The following is a 20,469-nucleotide window of genomic DNA, read 5'->3' on the forward strand; positions in this document are numbered from 1 at the left end:
TCACCCTTGGCATCGGCCAATCGGCTTGTCTAACCTTTCTCCCAAGCGGCCCGCGGGAGTGACGGAGCCGCGTCCTATGGGAGGATATAATGAAACATCTTGCGACAACCGCCATCGGGGCGGTTCTTTCCGTATCTTTCGTCGGCGAAGCGCTCGCCACTGAATGGAACGTGTCGGTTTGGGGCCAGCGCCGCGCCTTTACCGAGCATATCCATTACCTCGCCGATGCCGTGGCCGAGGCCACCGATGGCGAGTTCACCATGAACATCAGCTATGGTGGCCTGTCGAACAACCGCGAGAACCTCGACGGGATCTCGATCGGCGCGTTCGAGATGGCCCAGTTCTGCGCCGGTTACCACCCGGACAAGAACCGCGCGATCACCGTGCTTGAGCTGCCCTTCATGGACGTGCGCAACCTCGACGAAGAAGTCGCGGTCAGCCATGCCGTCTACGCCCACCCCGCCGTGGCCGAGGAAATGGCCCAGTGGAACGCGCGCATGCTGATGACCAGCCCGATGCCGCAATACAACCTCGTCGGCACTGGCGAGCCGCGCGACGAGATCGCCGAGATGGACGGCATGCGCGTGCGCGCCACCGGCGGCCTGGGCGAACTGTTCTCGGCCATGGGCGCGGTGCCGACCTCCGTGACCTCGTCCGAGGCGTACAGCGCGATGGAAGGCGGCACGGTCGACACCGTGGCGTTTGCGCAGCACGCACACCTGTCCTTCCGCACCATCGACATTGCCGATTGGTGGACGGAAAACCTCAACCCCGGCACGGTGAACTGCCCGGTGGTGGTGAACATCGACGCCTACGAGGCGCTGTCGGACGAGCATCGCGAGATCCTCGACGCCGCCGTGGATGACGCGATCGACTATTACCTCGAAAACTATGGCGAGTTGCTCGCCCGCTGGGACGCGGTTCTGGAGGAGCGTGGCGTCGAGCGCATCACCATCGCCGATGAGCAACTGGCACAGATGGCCGAGGCCGCCGCGCCCATCCACGCGGCATGGATCGAAGAGATGAACGCCGCCGGCCTGCCGGCGCAGGACCTCTACGACCTTGTCGGCGCGACCCTGCAAGAGGTGCGGTCGGGCAACTGAGCCCTGCCCTTCCCAGACCAAACCCACGGCCCGGAGCGTTGCCTCCGGGCCGTGGCCCAAATGAACCGGGCGGTCCCCTATGTCTTCTTCGAATGTCCTCAGCGATGACAGCCTGCTGTCACGGATCGACCGCGCCGTGCTGCGCGTCGAGGCCGCGCTGAACCTGATCGGCGGTGCCACGATCATCATGCTGGTGCTGCTGGCGGTCTGGAACGTGGTGGGGCGCAAGCTCTTCAACGCGCCGGTGCCGGGCTATGTCGACTGGATTTCGCAATTCATGATCCTGTTCGCCTTTCTCGGCTTGTCCTATTGCCAGCGCGAGGGCGGGCATATCCGCATGGATATCGTCGTAATGCGGCTCAAGGGGCGGCCACTGTGGTTCGCCGAATTCCTGTCGGTCCTGTTCATGCTGATCCTGACGACCGGCCTGATCTACGGCAGTTGGCACCATTTCCTGCGCAGCTTCGACTGGGACATGGCGCTGTATTCGCGCGACAGTTCGATCGACATCGGCCTGCCGCTCTGGCCCGCGAAACTGGTGGTTCCGGCGGCCTTTACCCTGCTCTGGGTGCGGCTTGTGCTGCAACTCTGGGGGTATGGACGCGGGCTGGTCCAGGGCGGCGATGCCCCGGTCGCGGTCCCGCTGCCCGAAGACCCGATGGAACAGGCCCTGCACGAGGCCGAAACCGTCAGCGGACACGACGAAAGGTAAGGCGTCATGGATGAGTATATCGACATGCGCGCCCTGCTCGAAGGCGTGGACATCTTCGACGTCTCGCTTTGGCTGTGCGGGCTGCTTCTGATCCTCGTGCTGATCGGGGTGCGCGTGGCCTTTGCCGCGGCCTTCGTCGGCATCGTCGGGCTTTGCGTCTTCTTCATGCAGCGGCAGGGCTTTGACCGGGGCCTTGTGACCGCGCTGAAGCTGGCGGGCCAGGTGCCGCACTCGAAATCCTCGGGCTACGCGCTCAGCCTGATCCCGACCTTCATCGTCATCGGCTATCTCGCCTATTACGCAGGCCTCACGCGGACGCTGTTCGAGGCTGCGAAACGCTGGGTCGGCTGGGTGCCGGGCGGCTTGGGCGTCTCGACGGTCTTTGCCACCGCGGGCTTCGCCGCGGTCTCGGGCGCGTCGGTCGCCACCTCGGCCGTTTTCGCGCGCATCGCCATCCCCGAGATGCTGCGTCTTAACTACGACAAGGCCTTTGCCGCGGGCGTGGTCGCGGCGGGCGGTACCCTGGCCAGCCTCATTCCGCCCTCGGCCATCCTCGTGATCTACGCGATCATCGTCGAGGAGTCGGTGGGCAAACTCCTGCTCGCGGGGTTCCTGCCAGGCTTCGTCTCGGCGCTGATCTACGCCGGATTGGTGATCGGCTTGGCCAAGTGGAAAAAGAACCTTGGTCCGCCCGTCACTGGCTACACCTGGGGCGAGCGTTTTGCCTCGCTGCCCGGGGCGATGCCGATCATGTTCGTGATCTTCATCATCATCTTCTCGATCTACTATCGCGGCGAGGACGGGGCATGGGCCACGCCGACCGAGGCGGGCGCGCTTGGGGCCTTCGTGGTGCTGGTCATGGCGCTGTGGAAGGGCATGAAATGGCGCGAGTTGAAAGGTGCGCTGATGGAGGCCGCCAAGCTGACGGCCATGATCTTCGCGATGATCTGGGGCGTGCTGATCTTCGTGCGCTTCCTTGGCTTTGCACAACTGCCGGATGTCTTTGCCAACTTCATCGGCGGGCTGGAGTATTCGCCCTACCTGATCCTGCTGGCCATCCTGCTGGTCTACGTGGTGCTGGGGATGTTCATGGACGCGATCGGGATGCTGATCCTGACGCTGCCCGTGACCTTCCCCGCGATCATTGCCCTTAACGGCGGGCCTGACGTCACGCGGGAGGCCTCCGCCTTCGGCATGACCGCCGAGGAATGCGCGATCTGGTTCGGGATTATCGTGGTGAAAATGGCCGAGCTCTGCCTGATCACGCCGCCCATTGGCCTGAACTGCTTCGTCGTCGCGGGCGTCGCCAAGGACAGCAAACTGCCCATCTCGGTGCAGGATGTTTTCAGGGGCGCATCGCCGTTTTTCGTCGCCGACGTGGTGACCGTTGCGGTCCTGATCGCCTTCCCCGGCATCGTGCTGTGGCTGCCCTCGCTGATCTAGGCGAATGCCTCTTTTCACCGAAATTGCGCGTGGTAGTGTCCGCGCGCAACGATCCGAATGTCCATTAGGGAGACATCAGATGAAAAAGATCCTTCTTGCCTCGGCCGCGACCGTGGCCATGACCGGCGGCGCGTTTGCCGAGGCCCATGGCGGCGGCGAAGTGCCGCTCGGCATCCTGCTCAGCTTCACCGGCCCGATCGAAAGCCTCGTGCCGCCGATCGCAGGCGGCGCCGAACTGGCCATCGCCGAAGTCAACGAGTCGGGCGCCTTCATGGACGGGATGACCGTGACCGCCGTGCGCGCCGACACGTTCTGCTCGGATGCCGCAGGCGCCACCGCCAACGCCGAGCGCGTGATTACGACCGAGGGCGTCGTCGGCATCATGGGCTCGGACTGCTCGGGCATGTCCTCCGCGATCCTCGCCAACGTGGCCGTGCCGAACGGCGTTCCGATGATCTCGCCCGCCTCGACCAGCCCCGCGCTGTCGAGCGCCGAGGATAACGGCCTGTTCTTCCGCACCGCCCCGTCCGACGCACGTCAGGGCGAGGTGCTGGCCGGCCTGCTGATGGAGCGTGGCATCGAATCGATCGCCATCACCTACACCAACAACGACTACGGCCAGGGTTTTGCCGACGCGTTGCAGGCAGCCTACGAAGAGGCGGGCGGCGAAGTGACGCTGGTGGCCGCTCACGAAGATGGCCGCGCCGACTATTCGGCAGAAGTGGGCGCCCTTGCCTCGGCCGGCGGCGACGTGCTGGTGGTGCTGGGTTACGTCGACCAGGGCGGCTCGGGTGTCGTGCAGGCGGCGCTTGATACCGGCGCGTTCGACACCTTCGCCTTCGGCGACGGCATGGTCGGCGACACGCTGGCCGAGATTTTCGGCGGCGACATCGACGGCAGCTTTGGCACCGCGCCCGGCGCACAGGGCGATGGCGTCGCAATGTACCAAGCCGCGGCAGAAGGCGGGGATTTCGACAGCACCTCGGTGTTTTCGGCCGAAGCCTATGACGCCGCCGCGCTGCTGATGCTGGCCATGCAGGCCGCAGGCTCGACCGTGGGCACCGAATACGCCGCGTCGATCATGGACGTGGCCAACGCCCCCGGTGAGCCGATCATGCCCGGCGAACTGGGCCGTGCGCTGGAGATCCTCGCCGAGGGCGGCGAGATCGACTACCAGGGGGCAACCGGTGTCGAGATGATCGGCGCAGGTGAAGCCGCCGGCTCCTACCGCGTCGTCGAGATGCAGGACGGCGTGCTGGAAACAGTCGAATATCGCTAAGATCCCGGCCCATTGGGCTTGAGGTCAGGTCGCAGCCCGGTTAATCGCCGGGCTGCTTCGTTTATGGGGGTGAGCCGCACATGATCTCGGTCGAAAACCTGCACAAGCACTTCAGCGGCTTCCATGCCGTGGACGGCGCCAGCCTGACCATCGAAACCGGCTCGATCACCGGGTTGATCGGGCCGAATGGCGCGGGCAAGTCGACCTTGTTCAATGTCATCGCCGGTGTCCTGCCGCCCACCTCGGGGCGCGTCGTGATGGATGGCGAGGATATCACCGGCCTTCCGCCCCATATGCTGTTTCACAAGGGCCTTTTGCGGACCTTCCAGATCGCGCACGAGTTTTCCTCGATGAGTTGCCGCGAGAACCTGATGATGGTGCCCGCCGGCCAGTCGGGCGAAAGCCTGTGGAACACGTGGTTCGGCCGCAAACGCATCGCCGACGAGGAACGCGCGCTCAAGGCCAAGGCCGACGAGGTGCTGGAGTTCCTGACCATCGAACATCTCGCCGATCACCCCGCAGGCATGGTCTCGGGCGGGCAGAAGAAGCTGTTGGAACTGGGCCGCACGATGATGGTGGACGCCAAGATCGTCTTCCTGGACGAGGTCGGCGCGGGCGTGAACCGGACCCTTCTGAACACCATCGGCGACGCGATCCTGCGCCTGAATCAGGAACGCGGCTACACCTTCTGTGTGATCGAGCACGACATGGATTTCATCGGCCGCCTTTGCGACCCGGTCATCTGCATGGCCGAGGGCCGCGTGCTGGCCGAGGGGTCAATCGCCGAGATCAAGGCCAACGAACAGGTGATCGAGGCCTACCTGGGCACGGGCCTCAAGAACAAGGACAAGCTGGAGGCGGGGGCATGAGCGGCGGAAGCGGCTACGAGGATCGCGGCAACAACGACCGTTCCGTCACCGGAACGCCGGTCGATCACATGGGTGACCCGGTCCCTGCGGGCGGCCATGCCGAACGGGTCGAGGGCGCGGACGCCTTCCTGATCGGCGAGGCGATGACCGGCGGCTATGGCGGCGGCGCCGACATCCTGCATGACTGCACCATCGCGGTGAACCCCGGCGAGATCGCCGTGATCGTGGGCCCGAACGGTGCCGGCAAATCCACCGCGATGAAGGCGGTCTTCGGCATGCTGAACCTGCGCAAGGGGCGCGTGGTTCTCGATGGCGAGGATATCACCCACCTCACCCCGCAGGCGCGCGTGCAGAAAGGCATGGGCTTCGTGCCGCAGACGTCGAACATCTTCACCTCGATGACGGTGCAGGAAAACCTGGAGATGGGGGCCTTCACGCGCCGCGACGATTTCCGCGAGACGATGGAGCAGGTCTATGACCTGTTTCCCATCCTGCGCGAGAAACGCGACCAGGCGGCGGGCGAATTGTCGGGCGGTCAGCGCCAGCAGGTCGCCGTGGGGCGCGCGCTGATGACAAAGCCCAAGGTGCTGATGCTGGACGAACCCACCGCGGGCGTCTCGCCCATCGTGATGGACGAGCTCTTCGACCGGATCATCGAAGTCAGCCGCACCGGCATTCCCATCCTGATGGTGGAGCAGAACGCCCGCCAGGCGCTTGAGATCGCCGACCGGGGCTATGTGCTGGTGCAGGGCGCGAACGCCCATACCGGCACCGGCAAGGACCTGCTGGCCGATCCCGACGTGCGCCAGAGCTTCCTCGGGGGCTGACCGGAATGCACGCCCCTGCCCTCGCCCTGTCGATCCTGCTCGCCGCGCCGCCTGCGCTGGCCCAGCCCGTGGCCTGCGCCTTCACGCTGGTCTGCGCGCCCGAGATCGACTGCGAGGCGCATGAGGGCATTCCGTTCGACCTGTCCCATACCGATGGCACCTACAGTTTCGAAGCCGACGGCACCGTCCTGACGGGGCAACCGTTGGACGGGTTCGATGCGCGCGGCCTCGCCCTTGCGTTCCAAACCGACGCTGAAACGATGCTCTTCACCCTGACACCGGGCGATGAAGGCGTTCTGACCCGCCACAGGATCGGGCCGGGCGGTCGCCTCAGCGTTGCCAGTTTCATCGGCCCCTGCGTGAGAGGATACTCATGACCCGCCTGTTTCTTGCCGCCGCCCTCTCCGCCCTGTCGGTCGCGTCCGTTTCCGCGCAGGCGCCGGGCCAGGAGATCACCTGCGATCTGTCCGTGATCTGCCTTGGCGTCGCGCCATGCCAGGATTGGGAACAAACCATCACCGTCGTCGCGCCCGAGGACGAGGCGGGCGATTGGACCGTCGACTGGGCCGGCGAGCGCCGCGCCGGCTATACGCTGGTGGCGGATATCCCCGCCCCCGAAGGCTCGCTGCGCCCGGCGCGTATCCGAACGCTGGTCCATGCCGCCGACGATACGCAAGCGGTGCAGATCGTGACCCTCTCCGATATCGGCCATATCGCTGTGACGCTGCACCAGCCGCATCTGACACCGCCCTCCGTCACCGCCGGGGGCGTGTGCCCCGCGCTGATCCCCGAGGGGGCCGATCAATGAAACCCGTCGCCCTGCCCTTCGCCCTTGCGCTTTGCGCGGCAACGGCGCAGGCCGAGCCGTGGGACTGCGAGTTGACGGTGTCCTGCGGCATCGGCGCGGCCTGTGAAGCGGCGGCGCTGCGCCTTTCGCTTCTGCCCGCCGATCACGCGGGCGATTTGTTCGTCACGGGCCTTGGCGCGGATATCCCGGTCGCCCGCCTGTCGGCTGGCCCCTCTGCGCCACGCCACTATGCCGGGCATGGCGGGGATATCGCCCTGCTTTTGACAATCGAGGCTGACACGCGCACGCGCCTCACCCTGCATGGCGGGGACGAGCGCGGCGCGGCGACCAGCTACTTCGGAACATGCGAGGAGTTGACCTGAATGGATTTCCTCAACGCCCTGGTGGCGCTTGCCAATTTCGTCCTCATCCCCGCCACCGCCTATGGCGCGCAACTGGCGCTTGGGGCGCTTGGGGTGACGCTGATCTACGGCATCCTGCGATTTTCCAACTTTGCCCATGGCGACACCATGGCCTTCGGCACGATGGTGGTGATCCTCGTGACCTGGTGGTTGCAATCGCTGGGGATCTCGTTGGGGCCGCTTCCTACCGCGCTGCTGGCCCTGCCTGTCGGGATCGCGGTGACGGGCCTTCTGCTGATCGGCACGGACAAGGTGGTCTACCGCTTCTACCGCCAGCAAAAGGCCAAGCCGATCATCTACGTCATCGCGTCGCTCGGCGTGATGTTCGTGATGAACGGGATCGTGCGCTTCATCATCGGCGTGGATGACCAACGCTTTGCCGATGGCGAGCGCTTCATCATCTCGGCCCGCGATTTCCGCGAGATGACTGGCCTGGACGAAGGGCTGGCCTTTCGCACCAGCCAGGGCCTGACCATTGTCGTGGCGATCATCGCCGTGGCGCTGCTGTTCTGGTTCCTCAACCGTACGCGGACGGGCAAGTCCATGCGGGCCTTCTCGGACAACGAGGACCTGGCGCTGCTGTCGGGGATCAACCCCGAACGCGTCGTGCTGATCACCTGGCTGATCGTGGCGGCGCTGGCGACGACGGCGGGGGTTCTCTACGGCCTCGACAAGAGCTTCAAGCCCTTCACCTATTTCCAGCTGCTGCTGCCGATCTTCGCCTCGGCGATCGTGGGCGGCCTGGGCAACCCGCTTGGCGCGATCCTCGGCGGGTTCGTCATCGCCTATTCCGAGGTCGCCGTCACCTACGCCTTCCGCAAGGTGGTGGGCTATCTCCTGCCCGAAAGCCTAGAGCCCGAGGGGCTGCTGCAACTCCTGTCCACCGACTACAAGTTCGCGGTCAGCTTCGGCATCCTGCTGATCGTCCTCTTGTTCAGACCAACCGGCATCATGAAGGGGAAATCGGTATGAGCGGAGCCGTGAACATCCGGGCCGTCGCCCTCTTTGCCCTTGTCGCCATCCTGTTCATCGGGACGGGGATCGTGCAGTCGTGGAATACCTCGCTCACGATCCTGAACATGGGCCTGATCAGCGCGATCATGGCGCTCGGCGTGAATATCCAGTGGGGATATGCGGGCCTGTTCAACGTGGGCGTCATGGGCTTTCTGGCGCTTGGGGGGCTGGCCACGGTGCTGGTGTCGATGGACCCGGTGGGCGAGGCCTGGTCCGCAGGTGGCCTGGGTGTGATCCTCGGGCTGACCCTGGGGGCCGCGACGATCATCGCGGCGATCCTGACGTATCAGAAGATGCCCGCAGGCCGGATGCGCGGCATCGCCTTGCTGGTGATCCTTGTCGGCGGGTTCTTCCTTTTCCGGGGTGTTTTCGATGCGGGCGTCGAGGCGGTTGAATCCGTCGATCCCTCGGTCAGCGGCTACCTGGGCGGGCTTGGCCTGCCGGTGCTGGTCGCCTGGCCTGTCGGCGGCCTGCTGGCGGCTGGGGCGGCCTGGATCATCGGCAAGACGGCGCTTGGCCTGCGGTCCGATTACCTGGCCATCGCGACCCTCGGCATCGCCGAGATCATCATCGCCGTTCTCAAGAACGAGGACTGGCTGGCGCGGGGCGTGAAGAACGTGATCGGCATTCCGCGTCCTGTTCCTTACGAGGTCGATCTGCAAGCCTCCGAAAGCTTCCAGAATTTCGCCGCTTCCATGGGCTCGGACCCGGTGGGCGCCTCGACCATCACGGTGAAACTGCTTTATGCCGCGCTGTTCGTGACGGTGCTCCTGGTCCTGATCTGGCTGAGCCAGAAGGCGCTGAACTCGCCCTGGGGTCGCATGATGCGCGCCATCCGCGACAACGAGGTCGCCGCCGAGGCGATGGGCAAGGACGTCACGCGGCGCCACTTGCAGGTCTTCATCCTGGGCTCGGCCGTGATCGGGATCGCGGGCGCCATGATGACCACGCTGGACAGCCAGCTTGTCCCCTCGTCCTACCAGCCGCTGCGCTTCACCTTCCTGATCTGGGTGATGGTGATAGTGGGCGGGTCCGGCAACAACTGGGGAGCCGTGCTGGGCGGGTTCCTGATCTGGTGGCTGTGGGTGATGGTCGAACCCATCGGCCTGTGGCTGATGCAGGGGATTACCGCGGGAATGGATGAGGGCTCGGCCCTGCGCGAGCATCTCCTCGGATCGGCGGCGCATATGCGCCTGATGACGATGGGCATCATCCTGCTGCTGGTTCTGCGGTTCAGCCCCAAGGGCCTGATCCCCGAGCGCTGAGCACGCCACAAAGCCAAACGCAAAGGGCCGCCCCGAAAGGCGGCCCTTTTTCTATCCGGGGCGTTGCTGTTTCAGCGCCCCTCGAATTTCGCCTCGCGCTTGTCGAGGAAGGCCAAGACCCCTTCCTTGAAGTCGCGGGTCTTGCCGCATTGGCCCTGCAATTGCCCTTCCAGCAACAGCTGTTCCTCCAGCGTGTTTCCGAAACTGGCCTTCATCGCCGCTTTCACGCGCTTGTGCGCCTCGGTCGGGCCATTGGCCAGATGCGCCGCGCGGGCCCGCCAATGCGCTTCGAACGTCTCGTCCGGCACCGCCTCCCAGATCATGCCCCAGTCGCTGGCCTGCTGCGCGCTGATCTTGTCGGCAAAAAGCGCCGCCCCCATCGCCTTGGCCAAACCCACCTGCCGTGGCAAGGCCCAGGTGCCGCCCGCATCGGGGATCAGGCCGATCCGCGTGAAGGCCTGGATGAAGCTGGCGGACTCGGTGGCGATAACCACGTCGCACACCAGCGCAAGGTTCGCCCCCGCCCCCGCCGCCGTGCCATTGACCGCCGCGATCACAGGCACCGGGCACTCCACGATCGCCATCAGCATGGGGATATATTCGTCGCGCAGGGTCCGCTCGATATTGAGGTTCGCGATATTGGCCCGGTCGCCCAGATCCTGCCCCGAGCAAAAGGCCCGCCCTTCGCCGGTCAGAACCACCACCCGCGCCTCCTGCGCGGCATGGCTGACGGCGTGGGTCAGTTCAGCCCGCATCTGCGTGTTGAGCGCGTTCATCACCTCCGGACGGCGGAAGGTGATGGTCGCGATCCCATCCGCATCCTCGCGCGTGATCGTTTCGTATTGCATGGGCCGGTGCCTCCCCTGATCCTGTCGGGGCGGAGACTAGACAGGCCGGGGCGGCTGCGAAAGCTGAAACGCCACGTCACGCATGACGCAGTACAGGTGTCAGTCGCCCATGATTTCCTTCAGACGGGCCTCTTCCTCAGCACTGAGCGCGCTCTCGGTCGGGGCCTCGGCGCGCGACCGGCGGCGTAGATAGCCAATGGCCAAGCCAAGCCCGATCAGCAGGAGGAGCGGCCCGGCCCACCACAGCAGGATATTCGCCCCGCCAAACGTGGGCCGCAGAAGGACGTATTCGCCGTAGCGATCCACGACATAGGCCATGACCTCTTCGTCCGAGTCGCCCTCGACCAGGCGTTCGCGCACCAGAAGGCGCAGGTCGCGAGCCACGGTGGCGTTCGACTCGTCGATGGATTCGCCACGGCAGACCACGCAGCGCAGGTTCGCGCTGATGTCGCGGGCCCGCTCTTCCAGCACCGGGTCATCGAGAACCTCGTCGGCCTGCACGGCCAGCACAGGCGTGGCCGCGACCATCATCAGGACGATCAGGTGCGGCAAGCCCCGCCGCAAAAACGCGCGGGCGCCATGGACAAGGCGGGCGAGGAAACGCGATAGGCAGATCATTCTGCAGGCACCCCCTCGCTCGGCGTGCGGCGCTGCTTGGCCGCGCCGGCGGCCACGCGATAGCGACGGTCGCTCAGGCTGAACAGCCCGCCAAGCGCCATGATGATCGTGCCACCCCAAATCCAGTTCGCGAAGGGTTTGATCCATGTCCGCACGGCCCACCCGCCATTGTCCTGCGGATCGCCGAGCGTGACGTAGACATCGCGGGTGAACCCGTTGTTGATCCCCGCCTCGGTGGTGGGCATGCCCGCCACGGGGTAGACGCGCCGCTCGGGGTTCAGGACCGAGATCAGCCGCCCGCTATCGGCCTCGCGCACGGCGATGGTGGCCATGGTGGATAGGTAGTTCGGGCCGCGCACGTCCTCGTCCACGCCCTGCAACTCGATCTCGTAAGCGCCGACCGTGTAGGGCTCGCCGATCTGCGCGACGCGGATATCCTCGCGCTCGTAGCCGGTCAGGGTCGCGATCCCGAACAGCGTGATGCCGACACCGGCATGGGCCAGCGTCTTGCCCCAGTCGGCCCGCGGCAACCGCGTCAGGCGCGACAGGCGGCTGCCGATCGGGCCACGCCCCGTGCGCGACCACAGGTCCACGAAGGCGCCCGCCACCAGCCAGACGGCCAGCGCCACGCCGATGGGCGCAAGGATGGAGTGGCCGGTGTAGATCGTGAAGGCCAGCAGGCCCACGGCAATCGCCAGGATCATTGCGGGGAGCAGGGTTTTCACCACGCGCCCGATCCGCGCCCGTTTCCACGGTAGCATCGCCCCGATGGGCAGCACCGCCGCCAGACCGAAGGCGAAGGGCGTCACCGCTGCATTGAAGAAGGGCGCGCCCACCGACAGGGTCCGCTCGAAGAACATCTCGGCCAGAAGTGGCCAGATCGTCCCGATGAACACGACGAAGGTCGACACCGCCAACAGCAGGTTGTTCACGACAAGCCCGGACTCGCGGCTGACCAGCCCGAAGACCCCCTTGGCCTCCATCGCGCTGGCGCGCAGCGCGAACAACAGTAGCGACCCACCCATGAAGAAGGCGAGGATCAGCAGGATGAACACCCCGCGTTCCGGGTCATTGGCGAAGGCATGGACCGAGGTGATGATGCCCGAGCGCACGATGAAGGTGCCGATCAGCGAGAAGCCGAAGGCAAGGATCGCAAGCAGGATCGTCCAACTTTTGAGCGCCTCGCGCTTCTCGACCACGATGGCCGAGTGCAGCAGCGCCGCCGAGATCAGCCACGGCATGAGAGAGGCGTTCTCGACCGGGTCCCAGAACCAGAAACCGCCCCAGCCCAGTTCGTAATAGGCCCACCAGCTGCCCAGGCCGATGCCGATGGTCAGGAAGACCCAGGCCGCCAGCGTCCAAGGGCGCACCCAGCGGCCCCATGCGGCGTCGACGCGCCCCTCGATCAGGGCGGCCACCGCGAAGGAGAACGCCATGCTCAGGCCGACATAGCCGAGGTAGAGGAACGGCGGGTGGAACGCCAGGCCCGGATCCTGCAAGAGCGGGTTCAGGTCCTGCCCGTTGAAGGGCGGCACGGCGAGCCGGATGAACGGGTTCGACGTGAAAAGGATAAAGGCGAAAAAGGCCGCCGAGACCGAGCTTTGCACCGCCAGAACCCGCGCCTTGAGGGTCGGCGGCAAGTTGGCCCCGAACCATGCCGCGCAGGCTCCGAACAGGGTCAGGATCAGCACCCACAGCAACAGCGAGCCTTCGTGGTTCCCCCAAACGCCACTGATCTTGTAGAGAAGCGGCTTCAGTGTGTGCGAGTTCGATACCACAAGGCTGAGCGAGAAATCAGAGGTGACGAAGGCGTATGTCAGCGCCCCGAAAGAAAAGGCCGTCAGCAGGAATTGCGTCGTGGCTGCCGGTTCGGCGACGGCCATCCAGCCGGGAAGCCCGCGGGCTGCGCCGATCATCGGCACGATCATCTGGAAGATCGACACCATGAAGGCGAGGATCAGGGCGAAATGTCCGAGTTCTACGATCATGGGGATGCCTTTTGGTCTGTAGACCAGACCATAAGCCGACCCGCTCCGCAGGCCAAGTGGATGCGTCAGTGCGGCGCATCGGATTTGCCTAAGGAAGCCCCCGCAATCGCGGGTTCGTGATCACACTGCCAGCCTAGCGCCCCCGGAACAGCCCGCCCAGGATCCCGCGGACAACCGCCCGACCGCTTTGGGTGCCCAACTGGCGCGCGAAGCTTTTGGCGAAGGCGGTGCCGACCGAATCCGACCGGGACGACGGGCTGCGGCTGGAGCTGCTGCGCGAGCTCGACCGCGAGACGCGCGTCCCCGAATAGCGCCGCGCCGACCGATACTCGCGTTCAGCCACCTCTGCCTCTTCCTCGGCGCGTTCGGCCTCCTCCGCCTCGGCGGCGGCCTGGGCCGCCCGCGCTTGAAGGATCTCGAAGGCGCTTTCCCGGTCCACGACTTGGTCATACTTGCCCGCCACGGGGGAGCCCGCGATCAGCGCCGCGCGCGTGCCTTCGTCGATCGGCCCCAACTGGCTGGAGGGGGGGCGGATCAGGGTGCGTTCGGCCATGCCGGGGATGCCCTTGCGCTCCAGCATCGAGGTCACGGCCTCGCCCACGCCGACCTCGCGGATCGCATCCTCGATGACGAAGCGCGGATTGTCGCGGTAGTTCTCGGCCGCGTGGCGCAGGTCGCGCCTGTCCTTGGCGGTAAAGGCCCGGAGCGCATGCTGCACCCGGTTGCCCAACTGGCCGAGAATGTCATCCGGCACATCCGCCGGGTTCTGGGTGATGAAATAGACCCCCACCCCCTTGGAGCGGATCAGGCGCGCCACCTGTTCGACCTTGTCGACCAGTGCTTTGGGGGCGTCCTCGAACAGCAGATGGGCCTCGTCGAAGAAGAAGACCAGCTTTGGCTTGTCGGGGTCCCCCACCTCGGGCAGTTCCTCGAACAGTTCCGACAGCAGCCATAGCAGGAAGGTCGCGTAAAGGCGTGGGCTCTGCATCAGGGTGTCGGCGGCAAGGATGTTGATCCGTCCCAGCCCTGCGTCATCGGTCAGGAACAGGTCGTCCAGTTCAAGGGCGGGTTCCCCAAACAGCTTGTCGCCGCCCTGCCCCTCCAGCACCAGGAGCCGCCGCTGGATCGCGCCGATCGACGCGGTCGACACGTTGCCATAGCGCAGCGACAGATCCTTGCGGTTCTCACCCACCCAGACCAGCAGCGCCTGCAAGTCCTTCAGATCCAGAAGCGCCATGCCCTGTTCGTCGGCCACGCGGAAGGCGATGTTCAGGATCCCTTCCTGCGCCTCGGTCAGTTCCAGAAGCCGCGCCAGCAGCAGTGGCCCCATCTCAGCCACGGTCGTGCGCACCGGGTGGCCCTTTTGTCCAAAGAGGTCCCAGAAGGTCACCGGAAAGGACCGGTAGGCATAGTCGGATAAGCCGATCCTGCCCGCCCGCTCCATGAACGCCTCATGGAGCTTGAACCCCTCGCTCCCGGATTGGCCAAGGCCCGCCAGATCGCCCTTCACATCGGCAAGGATGACGGGGACGCCCCTTGCCGAGAAGCTTTCGGCCAGGATCTGGAGGGTGACGGTCTTGCCCGTGCCGGTCGCCCCGGCGATCAACCCGTGACGGTTGGCGTAATTCAGCAGCAGATGCTGCGGCTCGGCATAGTCCGCGCCGCCGCCGCCAATGAAAATACCGTTCTCCATCAGGCCCCTGCCCCCGTGTCGATCATTCTTCGCCGATCACAATACAATCTTAACCAGTCCACGCCAGCATGAACCCAGTCCCACGCGCCTTTCGGTCATTGGGCACGTTCCTCCCTGTCCACTGGCCGCGCCTTCGGGCGCGGTTTTCTCGGCCTCGCGCCCGGTGAATCCGACGAATCCCAAAGCGTTTAGAAAAGGGCTTGCAAACCTTTGCAACAAAAGCCCGCATTGCCCTGTTGACGGCTGGGAAACTCTGGCATAGCGTCCTGCCCAGAAAGTCGGCCAGTCCGACAGGGAGAGAAAAAATGCAAAGGGTCCGTTCGTCGGACCCTTTCGCTATTGGGGCCCGTCGACGGGCCCATTCAGCCCCATCTGGATCGCGCCCAAACTCGCTTCACAATCACGATGGCGTCACTCTGCCCGGCCGATCAAAAACGCCCTGACAGTTGGCGAACTTCGTGTTAGCGAACAGGCGAAGTTGCCGGACGGCAACGGGCAAACGCCAACAGGAAGGGACATCGCATGATCCAGATCCGCACCATTTCCCGCTTGATCGCCGCAGCCGGGCTGCTTGCGGTCACCAGCCCCGCCGCGATCGCGCAAGAGCGATCCGAAGTCGAACCCGGAGAAGCCTATATCGCGGCCGAGCACAGCGATTGGGATGTCCGCTGCATCCGCTCTGGCGAGGATGCCATCCCGGAACGTTGCGAAATGTTCCAGTTGCTGCGCGATCCCGACGGCAATGCGGTGGCCGTGTTCCGGGTCAACGCCCCGTTGAACCCGACAGAGGGCCATGTTGCCAGCGCCATGTTCATGACGCCCATCGAAACCTTCCTGCCCCCCGGGCTGCGTCTGCGGGTGGATGACGGTGAGCCGGGCGCGGTTCCCTTTGCCATGTGTGATGCGTCCGGCTGTATGGCGCGTGTCCAGATGGACCAGGAAACGGTCGACATGTTCCAGGCCGGTGGCGATGCGACGATCCAGCTGTTCGCACTGGTGCGGGACGGTTCGGGTGATATCGGCGGGGCCCCGGTCGAGCTGACCGCATCGCTCCGCGGCTTCACGGCCGCCTATGACGACATGCAAGCCAGCCACGAAATCCTGTTGTCCTTCATCCGGGAGCGGCAGGCAGAAGCGGCCGGTGAAGGCGAAAGCGACCAGTAACGCCGGTCCCTGGAATTCGAGGAAGTGGCCCGCCGGTTCGGCGGGCCTTTTCTTTGCTCAAGGCGCCTTGCGCAGCGCCAAAACCGCGTTCAGACCGCCGAAAGCAAAGGCGTTTGACAGCACGGCGGACACCTCTGCCTCGCGTGCCTCGTTCGGCACCACGTCGAGGGCGCATTCCGGGTCGGGTTCCTCGTAGCCAATGGTGGGCGCGATCACCCCGTCCTTCAGGGCCATGATACAGGCCAGAAGCTCCACCGCGCCGGTGCCGCCGATCAGGTGGCCGTGCATCGACTTGGTCGAGGAAATCATCAACTCGTCGGCATGGTGGCCGAACGCATCGGCAACAGCGGCGCATTCGACCTTGTCATTGGCCGCCGTGCCGGTGCCATGCGCGTTGATGTAACCGACTTCTTCGGGGTTCAGCTTTCCGTCGGCCAAGGCCCCGGCAATGGCCCGCGCCGCCCCCTGTTTCGAGGGCATGACGATATCGGCCGCATCCGAGGTCATGTTGAAGCCGACCACCTCGGCCAGGATCTCGGCGCCGCGTTTCTTCGCGTGCTCGTATTCCTCGAAGATGAAAACCGCCGCGCCTTCGCCCTGCACCATGCCGTTGCGGTTGGCGCTGAACGGGCGGCAGGCATCCTTGGACATGACGCGCAACCCTTCCCAGGCCTTCACGCCGCCGAAACTCAGCATCGCCTCGGAGCCGCCCGTCACCATCACGTCGCAAGCCCCCGAGCGCAGGCATTGAAACGCCAGCCCCATCGCGTGGTTGGACGAGGCACAGGCCGTCGCCACCGAGAAACTCGGCCCCTTGAGGTTCCACTCCATCGAGACATGGCTGGCGGCGGCATTGTTCATCAGCTTGGGAACGACAAAGGGATGAACGCGGTTCTTTCCTTCCTCGTAGACCGAACGGTAATTCTCGTCCCAGGTGTTCACGCCACCCCCGGCGGTTCCGAACACCACGCCAGACCGTGTTGCAAGATCACCTGTGAAGGTCAGGCCCGAGGAGTCCAAGGCCTGGTGCGCGGCGATCAGCGTGAATTGCGTGAAACGGTCATATAGGGCGATCTGCTGACGGTTGAACAAGGCCTCGGGGTCGTATCCCTTGACCTGCCCGCCGATCTTGACCGACAGGCGCTCGACATCGCGCAACTCCAGCGGGCCGATCCCGCAGCGACCTTCGCGCATCGCCTCCAGCGTCGAGGGCACGTCATGCCCAAGTGCGTTGATCGTGCCCTGCCCGGTAATGACGACGCGGCGCATGATGGCTCAGCCGCCCTTCTGCTCGGCGACCAACCCTTCGACCGCACCGACGATGGCGGCGACCGAGGAAATATCGAAATCGCTCTGCTCGGGCTCGTTGGCGTTGAACGGCACCTGGATGTCGAACGCCTCCTCGATAGCGAAGATCGACTCGACCAGCCCGAGGCTGTCGATTCCCAGATCTTCCAGCGAGGCGTCCATCTTGACGTCCTCCACCTCCAGAACCGCCTGTTCCGCGATGATTTCGACCACCTTGTCGCGCACGTTTTCGGTCATTGGCCCTTCCTCGATGCCACCCTCGCGCGTCGTTTACGGCGTCCCGCCGGACTTGAAAACGGCTTTCTGCAACTCTGCGACGGTCTTGGCCAGGCGCGGCAATCGGCGCAGGGCTTTGTACATCTCGACATGGGTGTCCATCTTGACCGCCGGGCTACCCATCAGCATCCGGCCCGCGGGCACGTTGGAATAGATCTTGGTGGCGCCTGCCGCGACCACGTCCGATCCGATCTCGATATTGTCGGACACGCCGCATTGCCCGCCCAGGACCACGCGATCCCCCAGCGTTGCAGACCCGGCAAACCCCACTTGCCCGCACAGCAGACAATCGCGCCCGATGCGGCAGTTATGGCCGATATGGACAAGATTATCGACCTTGGTGCCATCCCCGATCACCGTGTCGGCCACCGTGCCCCGGTCGATGGCGGCATTCGCGCCGATCTCGACATCGTCGCCGATCCAAAGGCCGCCGAGCGAATGAATACGGGTCCAGCTCTGCGCCTCGATCTCCTCGGCACTGGCCTTACCGAGGCTTTCGCGCGTCGCCTCGACCCGGCTTTTCTCGGGCGTGACGAAGGAAAACCCGTCGCCGCCCAGAACCGCGCCCGGCTGCACGATCACCCGATGGCCGATATGCACCCGCGCCGCGATCCGCACCCCGGCATGGAGCAGCACATCATCGCCGATCACAGTGCCCTCTGCGATGCTGACATGGGAAGCGATGCGCGCGTTGCGCCCGATCACCACGCCTGCGCCGATCACCACGAAAGGTCCGATCGCCGCGCCGAGGTCAATGCTGGCCGAGGGATCAACCACAGCGGTCGAATGAATGCCCGGCGCGATCTGCGGTCCGGGGTCGAGGGCCGAGGTCAGATGCGCCATCGCGTAGCGCGGGCGCGGCGCGACGATGGCGGCCTCAAGTCCGAGCGCCTGCCAATCCATGCCCGGTCCGATCACAGCGGCCCGCGCCGCCCCTTCCGCCAAGCCCGCGGCGTATCTCTCGCTCATCGCCAGGGCCAGGTCGCCTGGGCCGGCCTTGGCCGGTTCCGCCACGCCGGTGATGGAAATGTCAGCGGCGCCCAAGGCCTCCGCCCCGAGCGCCGCCGCGATGTCCTTGATCCTATGGGCCATGCCGGCCGCTCCCCGCGCCTCGAATTGCGGGGACAGCCTTAGCTTGCCGCGTCGGGCATGACCACCCCCAGGCTCCGGATCGCCTGGCTCAGCCGCGCGTTGCGCCCATAGACGTCGTCACGGAAGTTGAGCGTGCCGTCATCATCCACCCAGGACGTCCAGTAGACCAGGTGGACGGGGATATGCTCCTCCAGATCGACCTGCGTTTCCTGGCCCGTGTTCAGGATGCGGTTGAACAGGCCCTCGGGATCGTCCGTCTGGCGCGCCAAAAGGTGATAGGCGAACTCGAACGGATCATCGAGGCGGATACAGCCCGACGAGAAGGTGCGCACTTCGCGCTCCATCAGGTATTGCTCGGGCGTGTCATGCAGGTAGATCGCGTGACGGTTCGGGAACATGAACTTCACCCGGCCAAGCGCGTTGCGCGGCCCCGGCGGCTGGCGCAGGTCGAACGGGAAGCTCGACACCGAGTAGCGGCTCATGTCCACGGCGGCGGGGTTGATGACCCGACCATTCGACAGAACCTGCATGTAGGTCGACCCGCCCGCCAGGATGTTCGGGATGTAGCTGCGCATCGCGATCGAGCGCGGCACGTACCAGCTGGGGTTGATGACCATATGCTCCATCTCGTCCGAGAACTCGGGCGTCTGGCGGTCACGGGCCCCCACGACCGAGCGCGTGATGAAGGTCGTCTCGCCATCGTCGATCACGCGGACGTGGAAATCGGTCAGGTTCACGAAGATCATGCGCTCGGGCACGTCGCCGCCGGTGTTCAGCCAGCGATGGCGTTCCATCCCCAGAACAACCTCGTTCCAGTGATCCTCGACCGAGCGGTTGACCGCGCGGATCGTGTCGCCCCCGGCCACACCATCGGGGGTGATGCCGTTATCCATCTGGAATTCGACCACCGCGCTTTGCAACAGCGCGTCGTAGGTCGCTGTGACCGAGCGGTCGAGATAGCCCATGGCCATCAGGCGGTCGCGCAGCGCGATCACGGCTGCGCCCGTATCGCCCGGACGCAGTGAACCGGCCTGCACGGTCGGCCCATAGCCACCTTCCCGCGCCAGTTGCTCAAGGCGCAGCTTCACGCGCATCAGGCGGGTATAGCCCGGATCCTGCGGCGCCAGGTGGGCGATGAACGAATAGGGGTTCGACTCGACCAGTTCGGTCATCAGCTCGTTCGGGTCGGGACGCGGCAGTTCCTGAAAGATGTCCGAGATGATGTCGCCGGGTTCGAGGAACCCGGAATGCACGTCGCTGGCGTATTGCAGGAACATGCGCGACGCCATCACGTCGGCCTGCCCGCGCGCATAAGGATTGTCGGCCGCGCGGAAGGTCTCGATCAGGGCGTCGATGTCATAGCGATCCGTGGGCAGGCCGTGATTGCCGGCCTCTTGCAAGGCCGCGATCAGGGCGTTGCGGCGATCTATGGCCTCGGAGCTGGTCCAGACCGGCTGAAAATCGCGTTCCCGGTAAAAGGCTGCCAGCCCCTCGATCTCCGAGGACGCCTCGGCGATGGCCTGACGCTGCGCCGAAAAGGCCTGCGCCTGGGCAGGTGTGGCCCCGAACGTGACGGCCAGCCCGCCTGCAACAGGCGCGGCCAACGGCAGGGCCGCTAACGCCAAGGCGAAGAGCGGTCGTGTCGCGAATGTCATTGCCATAGTGTCAAACCTCAGTCCTGTAAGAATGCGCGCCGTCAATTCTGCATGGTTCCCCAACACACTACAGAATCATTTTCTTCGCGAGTCGATTCACAATTTA

20 protein-coding genes are annotated in these 20,469 nt (G+C 65.2%); 12 read left to right on the plus strand and 8 right to left on the minus strand.

Features of this window, described 5'->3' with window-relative positions:
- The first annotated feature begins 89 nt into the window (after nt 1-89).
- The 11 genes from dctP (at nt 90) to KUV65_RS03160 (ending at nt 9,721) form a co-directional block, all read left to right on the plus strand.
- On the plus strand, nt 90-1,103 hold the full coding sequence (dctP, locus tag KUV65_RS03110; RefSeq protein WP_222187429.1) for a TRAP transporter substrate-binding protein DctP: 1,014 nt from the start codon (nt 90-92) through the stop codon (nt 1,101-1,103).
- A gap of 79 nt (nt 1,104-1,182) precedes the next feature.
- Nucleotides 1,183-1,815 (plus strand): TRAP transporter small permease subunit, encoded by a 633-nt coding sequence (locus tag KUV65_RS03115; protein WP_222187431.1) that lies wholly within the window; start codon nt 1,183-1,185, stop codon nt 1,813-1,815.
- A 6-nt stretch (nt 1,816-1,821) separates the two neighbouring features.
- On the plus strand, nt 1,822-3,258 hold the full coding sequence (locus KUV65_RS03120) for a TRAP transporter large permease (protein WP_261331575.1): 1,437 nt from the start codon (nt 1,822-1,824) through the stop codon (nt 3,256-3,258).
- Nucleotides 3,259-3,337: 79 nt separating this feature from the next.
- Entirely contained in the window at nt 3,338-4,537 is a 1,200-nt protein-coding gene (locus KUV65_RS03125) for an ABC transporter substrate-binding protein (RefSeq protein WP_222187433.1), read from the plus strand.
- A gap of 80 nt (nt 4,538-4,617) precedes the next feature.
- Nucleotides 4,618-5,406 carry an ABC transporter ATP-binding protein gene (locus KUV65_RS03130; RefSeq protein ID WP_222187434.1) on the plus strand — a complete coding sequence of 263 codons (789 nt, stop codon included), beginning with the start codon at nt 4,618-4,620 and terminating at the stop codon, nt 5,404-5,406.
- 143 nt (nt 5,407-5,549) lie between these two features.
- Complete coding sequence (locus KUV65_RS03135) at nt 5,550-6,233, plus strand: ABC transporter ATP-binding protein (RefSeq protein ID WP_261331652.1); 684 nt, start codon at nt 5,550-5,552, stop codon at nt 6,231-6,233.
- 5 nt (nt 6,234-6,238) lie between these two features.
- Complete coding sequence (locus tag KUV65_RS03140) at nt 6,239-6,610, plus strand: hypothetical protein (protein WP_222187435.1); 372 nt, start codon at nt 6,239-6,241, stop codon at nt 6,608-6,610.
- Nucleotides 6,607-7,041, plus strand: a complete 435-nt coding sequence (locus tag KUV65_RS03145; RefSeq protein ID WP_222187436.1) for a hypothetical protein — start codon at nt 6,607-6,609, stop codon at nt 7,039-7,041. The genes KUV65_RS03140 and KUV65_RS03145 overlap by 4 nt, the downstream gene beginning before the upstream one ends.
- Nucleotides 7,038-7,403 (plus strand): hypothetical protein, encoded by a 366-nt coding sequence (locus KUV65_RS03150; protein WP_222187437.1) that lies wholly within the window; start codon nt 7,038-7,040, stop codon nt 7,401-7,403. Before KUV65_RS03145 ends, KUV65_RS03150 begins: the two co-directional genes overlap by 4 nt.
- On the plus strand, nt 7,404-8,414 hold the full coding sequence (locus tag KUV65_RS03155) for a branched-chain amino acid ABC transporter permease (protein WP_222187438.1): 1,011 nt from the start codon (nt 7,404-7,406) through the stop codon (nt 8,412-8,414).
- Nucleotides 8,411-9,721 (plus strand): branched-chain amino acid ABC transporter permease, encoded by a 1,311-nt coding sequence (locus tag KUV65_RS03160; RefSeq protein WP_222187439.1) that lies wholly within the window; start codon nt 8,411-8,413, stop codon nt 9,719-9,721. The genes KUV65_RS03155 and KUV65_RS03160 overlap by 4 nt, the downstream gene beginning before the upstream one ends.
- A gap of 71 nt (nt 9,722-9,792) precedes the next feature.
- Here KUV65_RS03160 and KUV65_RS03165 read toward each other — a convergent pair whose 3' ends face one another.
- The 4 genes from KUV65_RS03165 to KUV65_RS03180 form a co-directional block, all read right to left on the minus strand.
- Complete coding sequence (locus KUV65_RS03165; protein ID WP_222187440.1) at nt 9,793-10,569, minus strand: enoyl-CoA hydratase-related protein; 777 nt, start codon at nt 10,567-10,569, stop codon at nt 9,793-9,795.
- A gap of 99 nt (nt 10,570-10,668) precedes the next feature.
- A complete protein-coding gene (locus tag KUV65_RS03170) occupies nt 10,669-11,187 on the minus strand; it encodes a cytochrome c-type biogenesis protein (protein ID WP_222187441.1) in 519 nt (172 codons plus the stop codon).
- A complete protein-coding gene (locus tag KUV65_RS03175) occupies nt 11,184-13,175 on the minus strand; it encodes a heme lyase CcmF/NrfE family subunit (protein ID WP_222187442.1) in 1,992 nt (663 codons plus the stop codon). The genes KUV65_RS03170 and KUV65_RS03175 overlap by 4 nt, the downstream gene beginning before the upstream one ends.
- Before the next feature lie 133 nt (nt 13,176-13,308).
- Nucleotides 13,309-14,868, minus strand: a complete 1,560-nt coding sequence (locus tag KUV65_RS03180) for a helicase HerA-like domain-containing protein (RefSeq protein WP_222187444.1) — start codon at nt 14,866-14,868, stop codon at nt 13,309-13,311.
- Between the two features lie 522 nt (nt 14,869-15,390).
- Here KUV65_RS03180 and KUV65_RS03185 point away from each other — a divergent pair.
- Nucleotides 15,391-16,032: an invasion associated locus B family protein gene (locus KUV65_RS03185; protein WP_222187453.1), complete on the plus strand. Its 642-nt coding sequence runs from the start codon at nt 15,391-15,393 to the stop codon at nt 16,030-16,032.
- A gap of 57 nt (nt 16,033-16,089) precedes the next feature.
- Here the strand turns inward: KUV65_RS03185 and KUV65_RS03190 are convergent, their stop codons facing one another.
- The 4 genes from KUV65_RS03190 to KUV65_RS03205 are packed head-to-tail and all read right to left on the minus strand — an operon-like array spanning nt 16,090 to nt 20,369.
- Entirely contained in the window at nt 16,090-17,301 is a 1,212-nt protein-coding gene (locus tag KUV65_RS03190; protein WP_222187454.1) for a beta-ketoacyl-[acyl-carrier-protein] synthase family protein, read from the minus strand.
- A 6-nt stretch (nt 17,302-17,307) separates the two neighbouring features.
- Nucleotides 17,308-17,577 carry an acyl carrier protein gene (locus tag KUV65_RS03195; RefSeq protein WP_222187455.1) on the minus strand — a complete coding sequence of 90 codons (270 nt, stop codon included), beginning with the start codon at nt 17,575-17,577 and terminating at the stop codon, nt 17,308-17,310.
- A 33-nt stretch (nt 17,578-17,610) separates the two neighbouring features.
- A complete protein-coding gene (locus tag KUV65_RS03200; protein WP_222187459.1) occupies nt 17,611-18,708 on the minus strand; it encodes a UDP-3-O-(3-hydroxymyristoyl)glucosamine N-acyltransferase in 1,098 nt (365 codons plus the stop codon).
- Between the two features lie 38 nt (nt 18,709-18,746).
- Complete coding sequence (locus tag KUV65_RS03205; RefSeq protein WP_222187461.1) at nt 18,747-20,369, minus strand: L,D-transpeptidase family protein; 1,623 nt, start codon at nt 20,367-20,369, stop codon at nt 18,747-18,749.
- Nucleotides 20,370-20,469 lie beyond the last annotated feature (100 nt).

The organism is Maritalea mobilis (genome assembly GCF_019800885.1).
In the GTDB taxonomy this organism is placed as follows: domain Bacteria; phylum Pseudomonadota; class Alphaproteobacteria; order Rhodobacterales; family Rhodobacteraceae; genus Roseibacterium; species Roseibacterium beibuensis.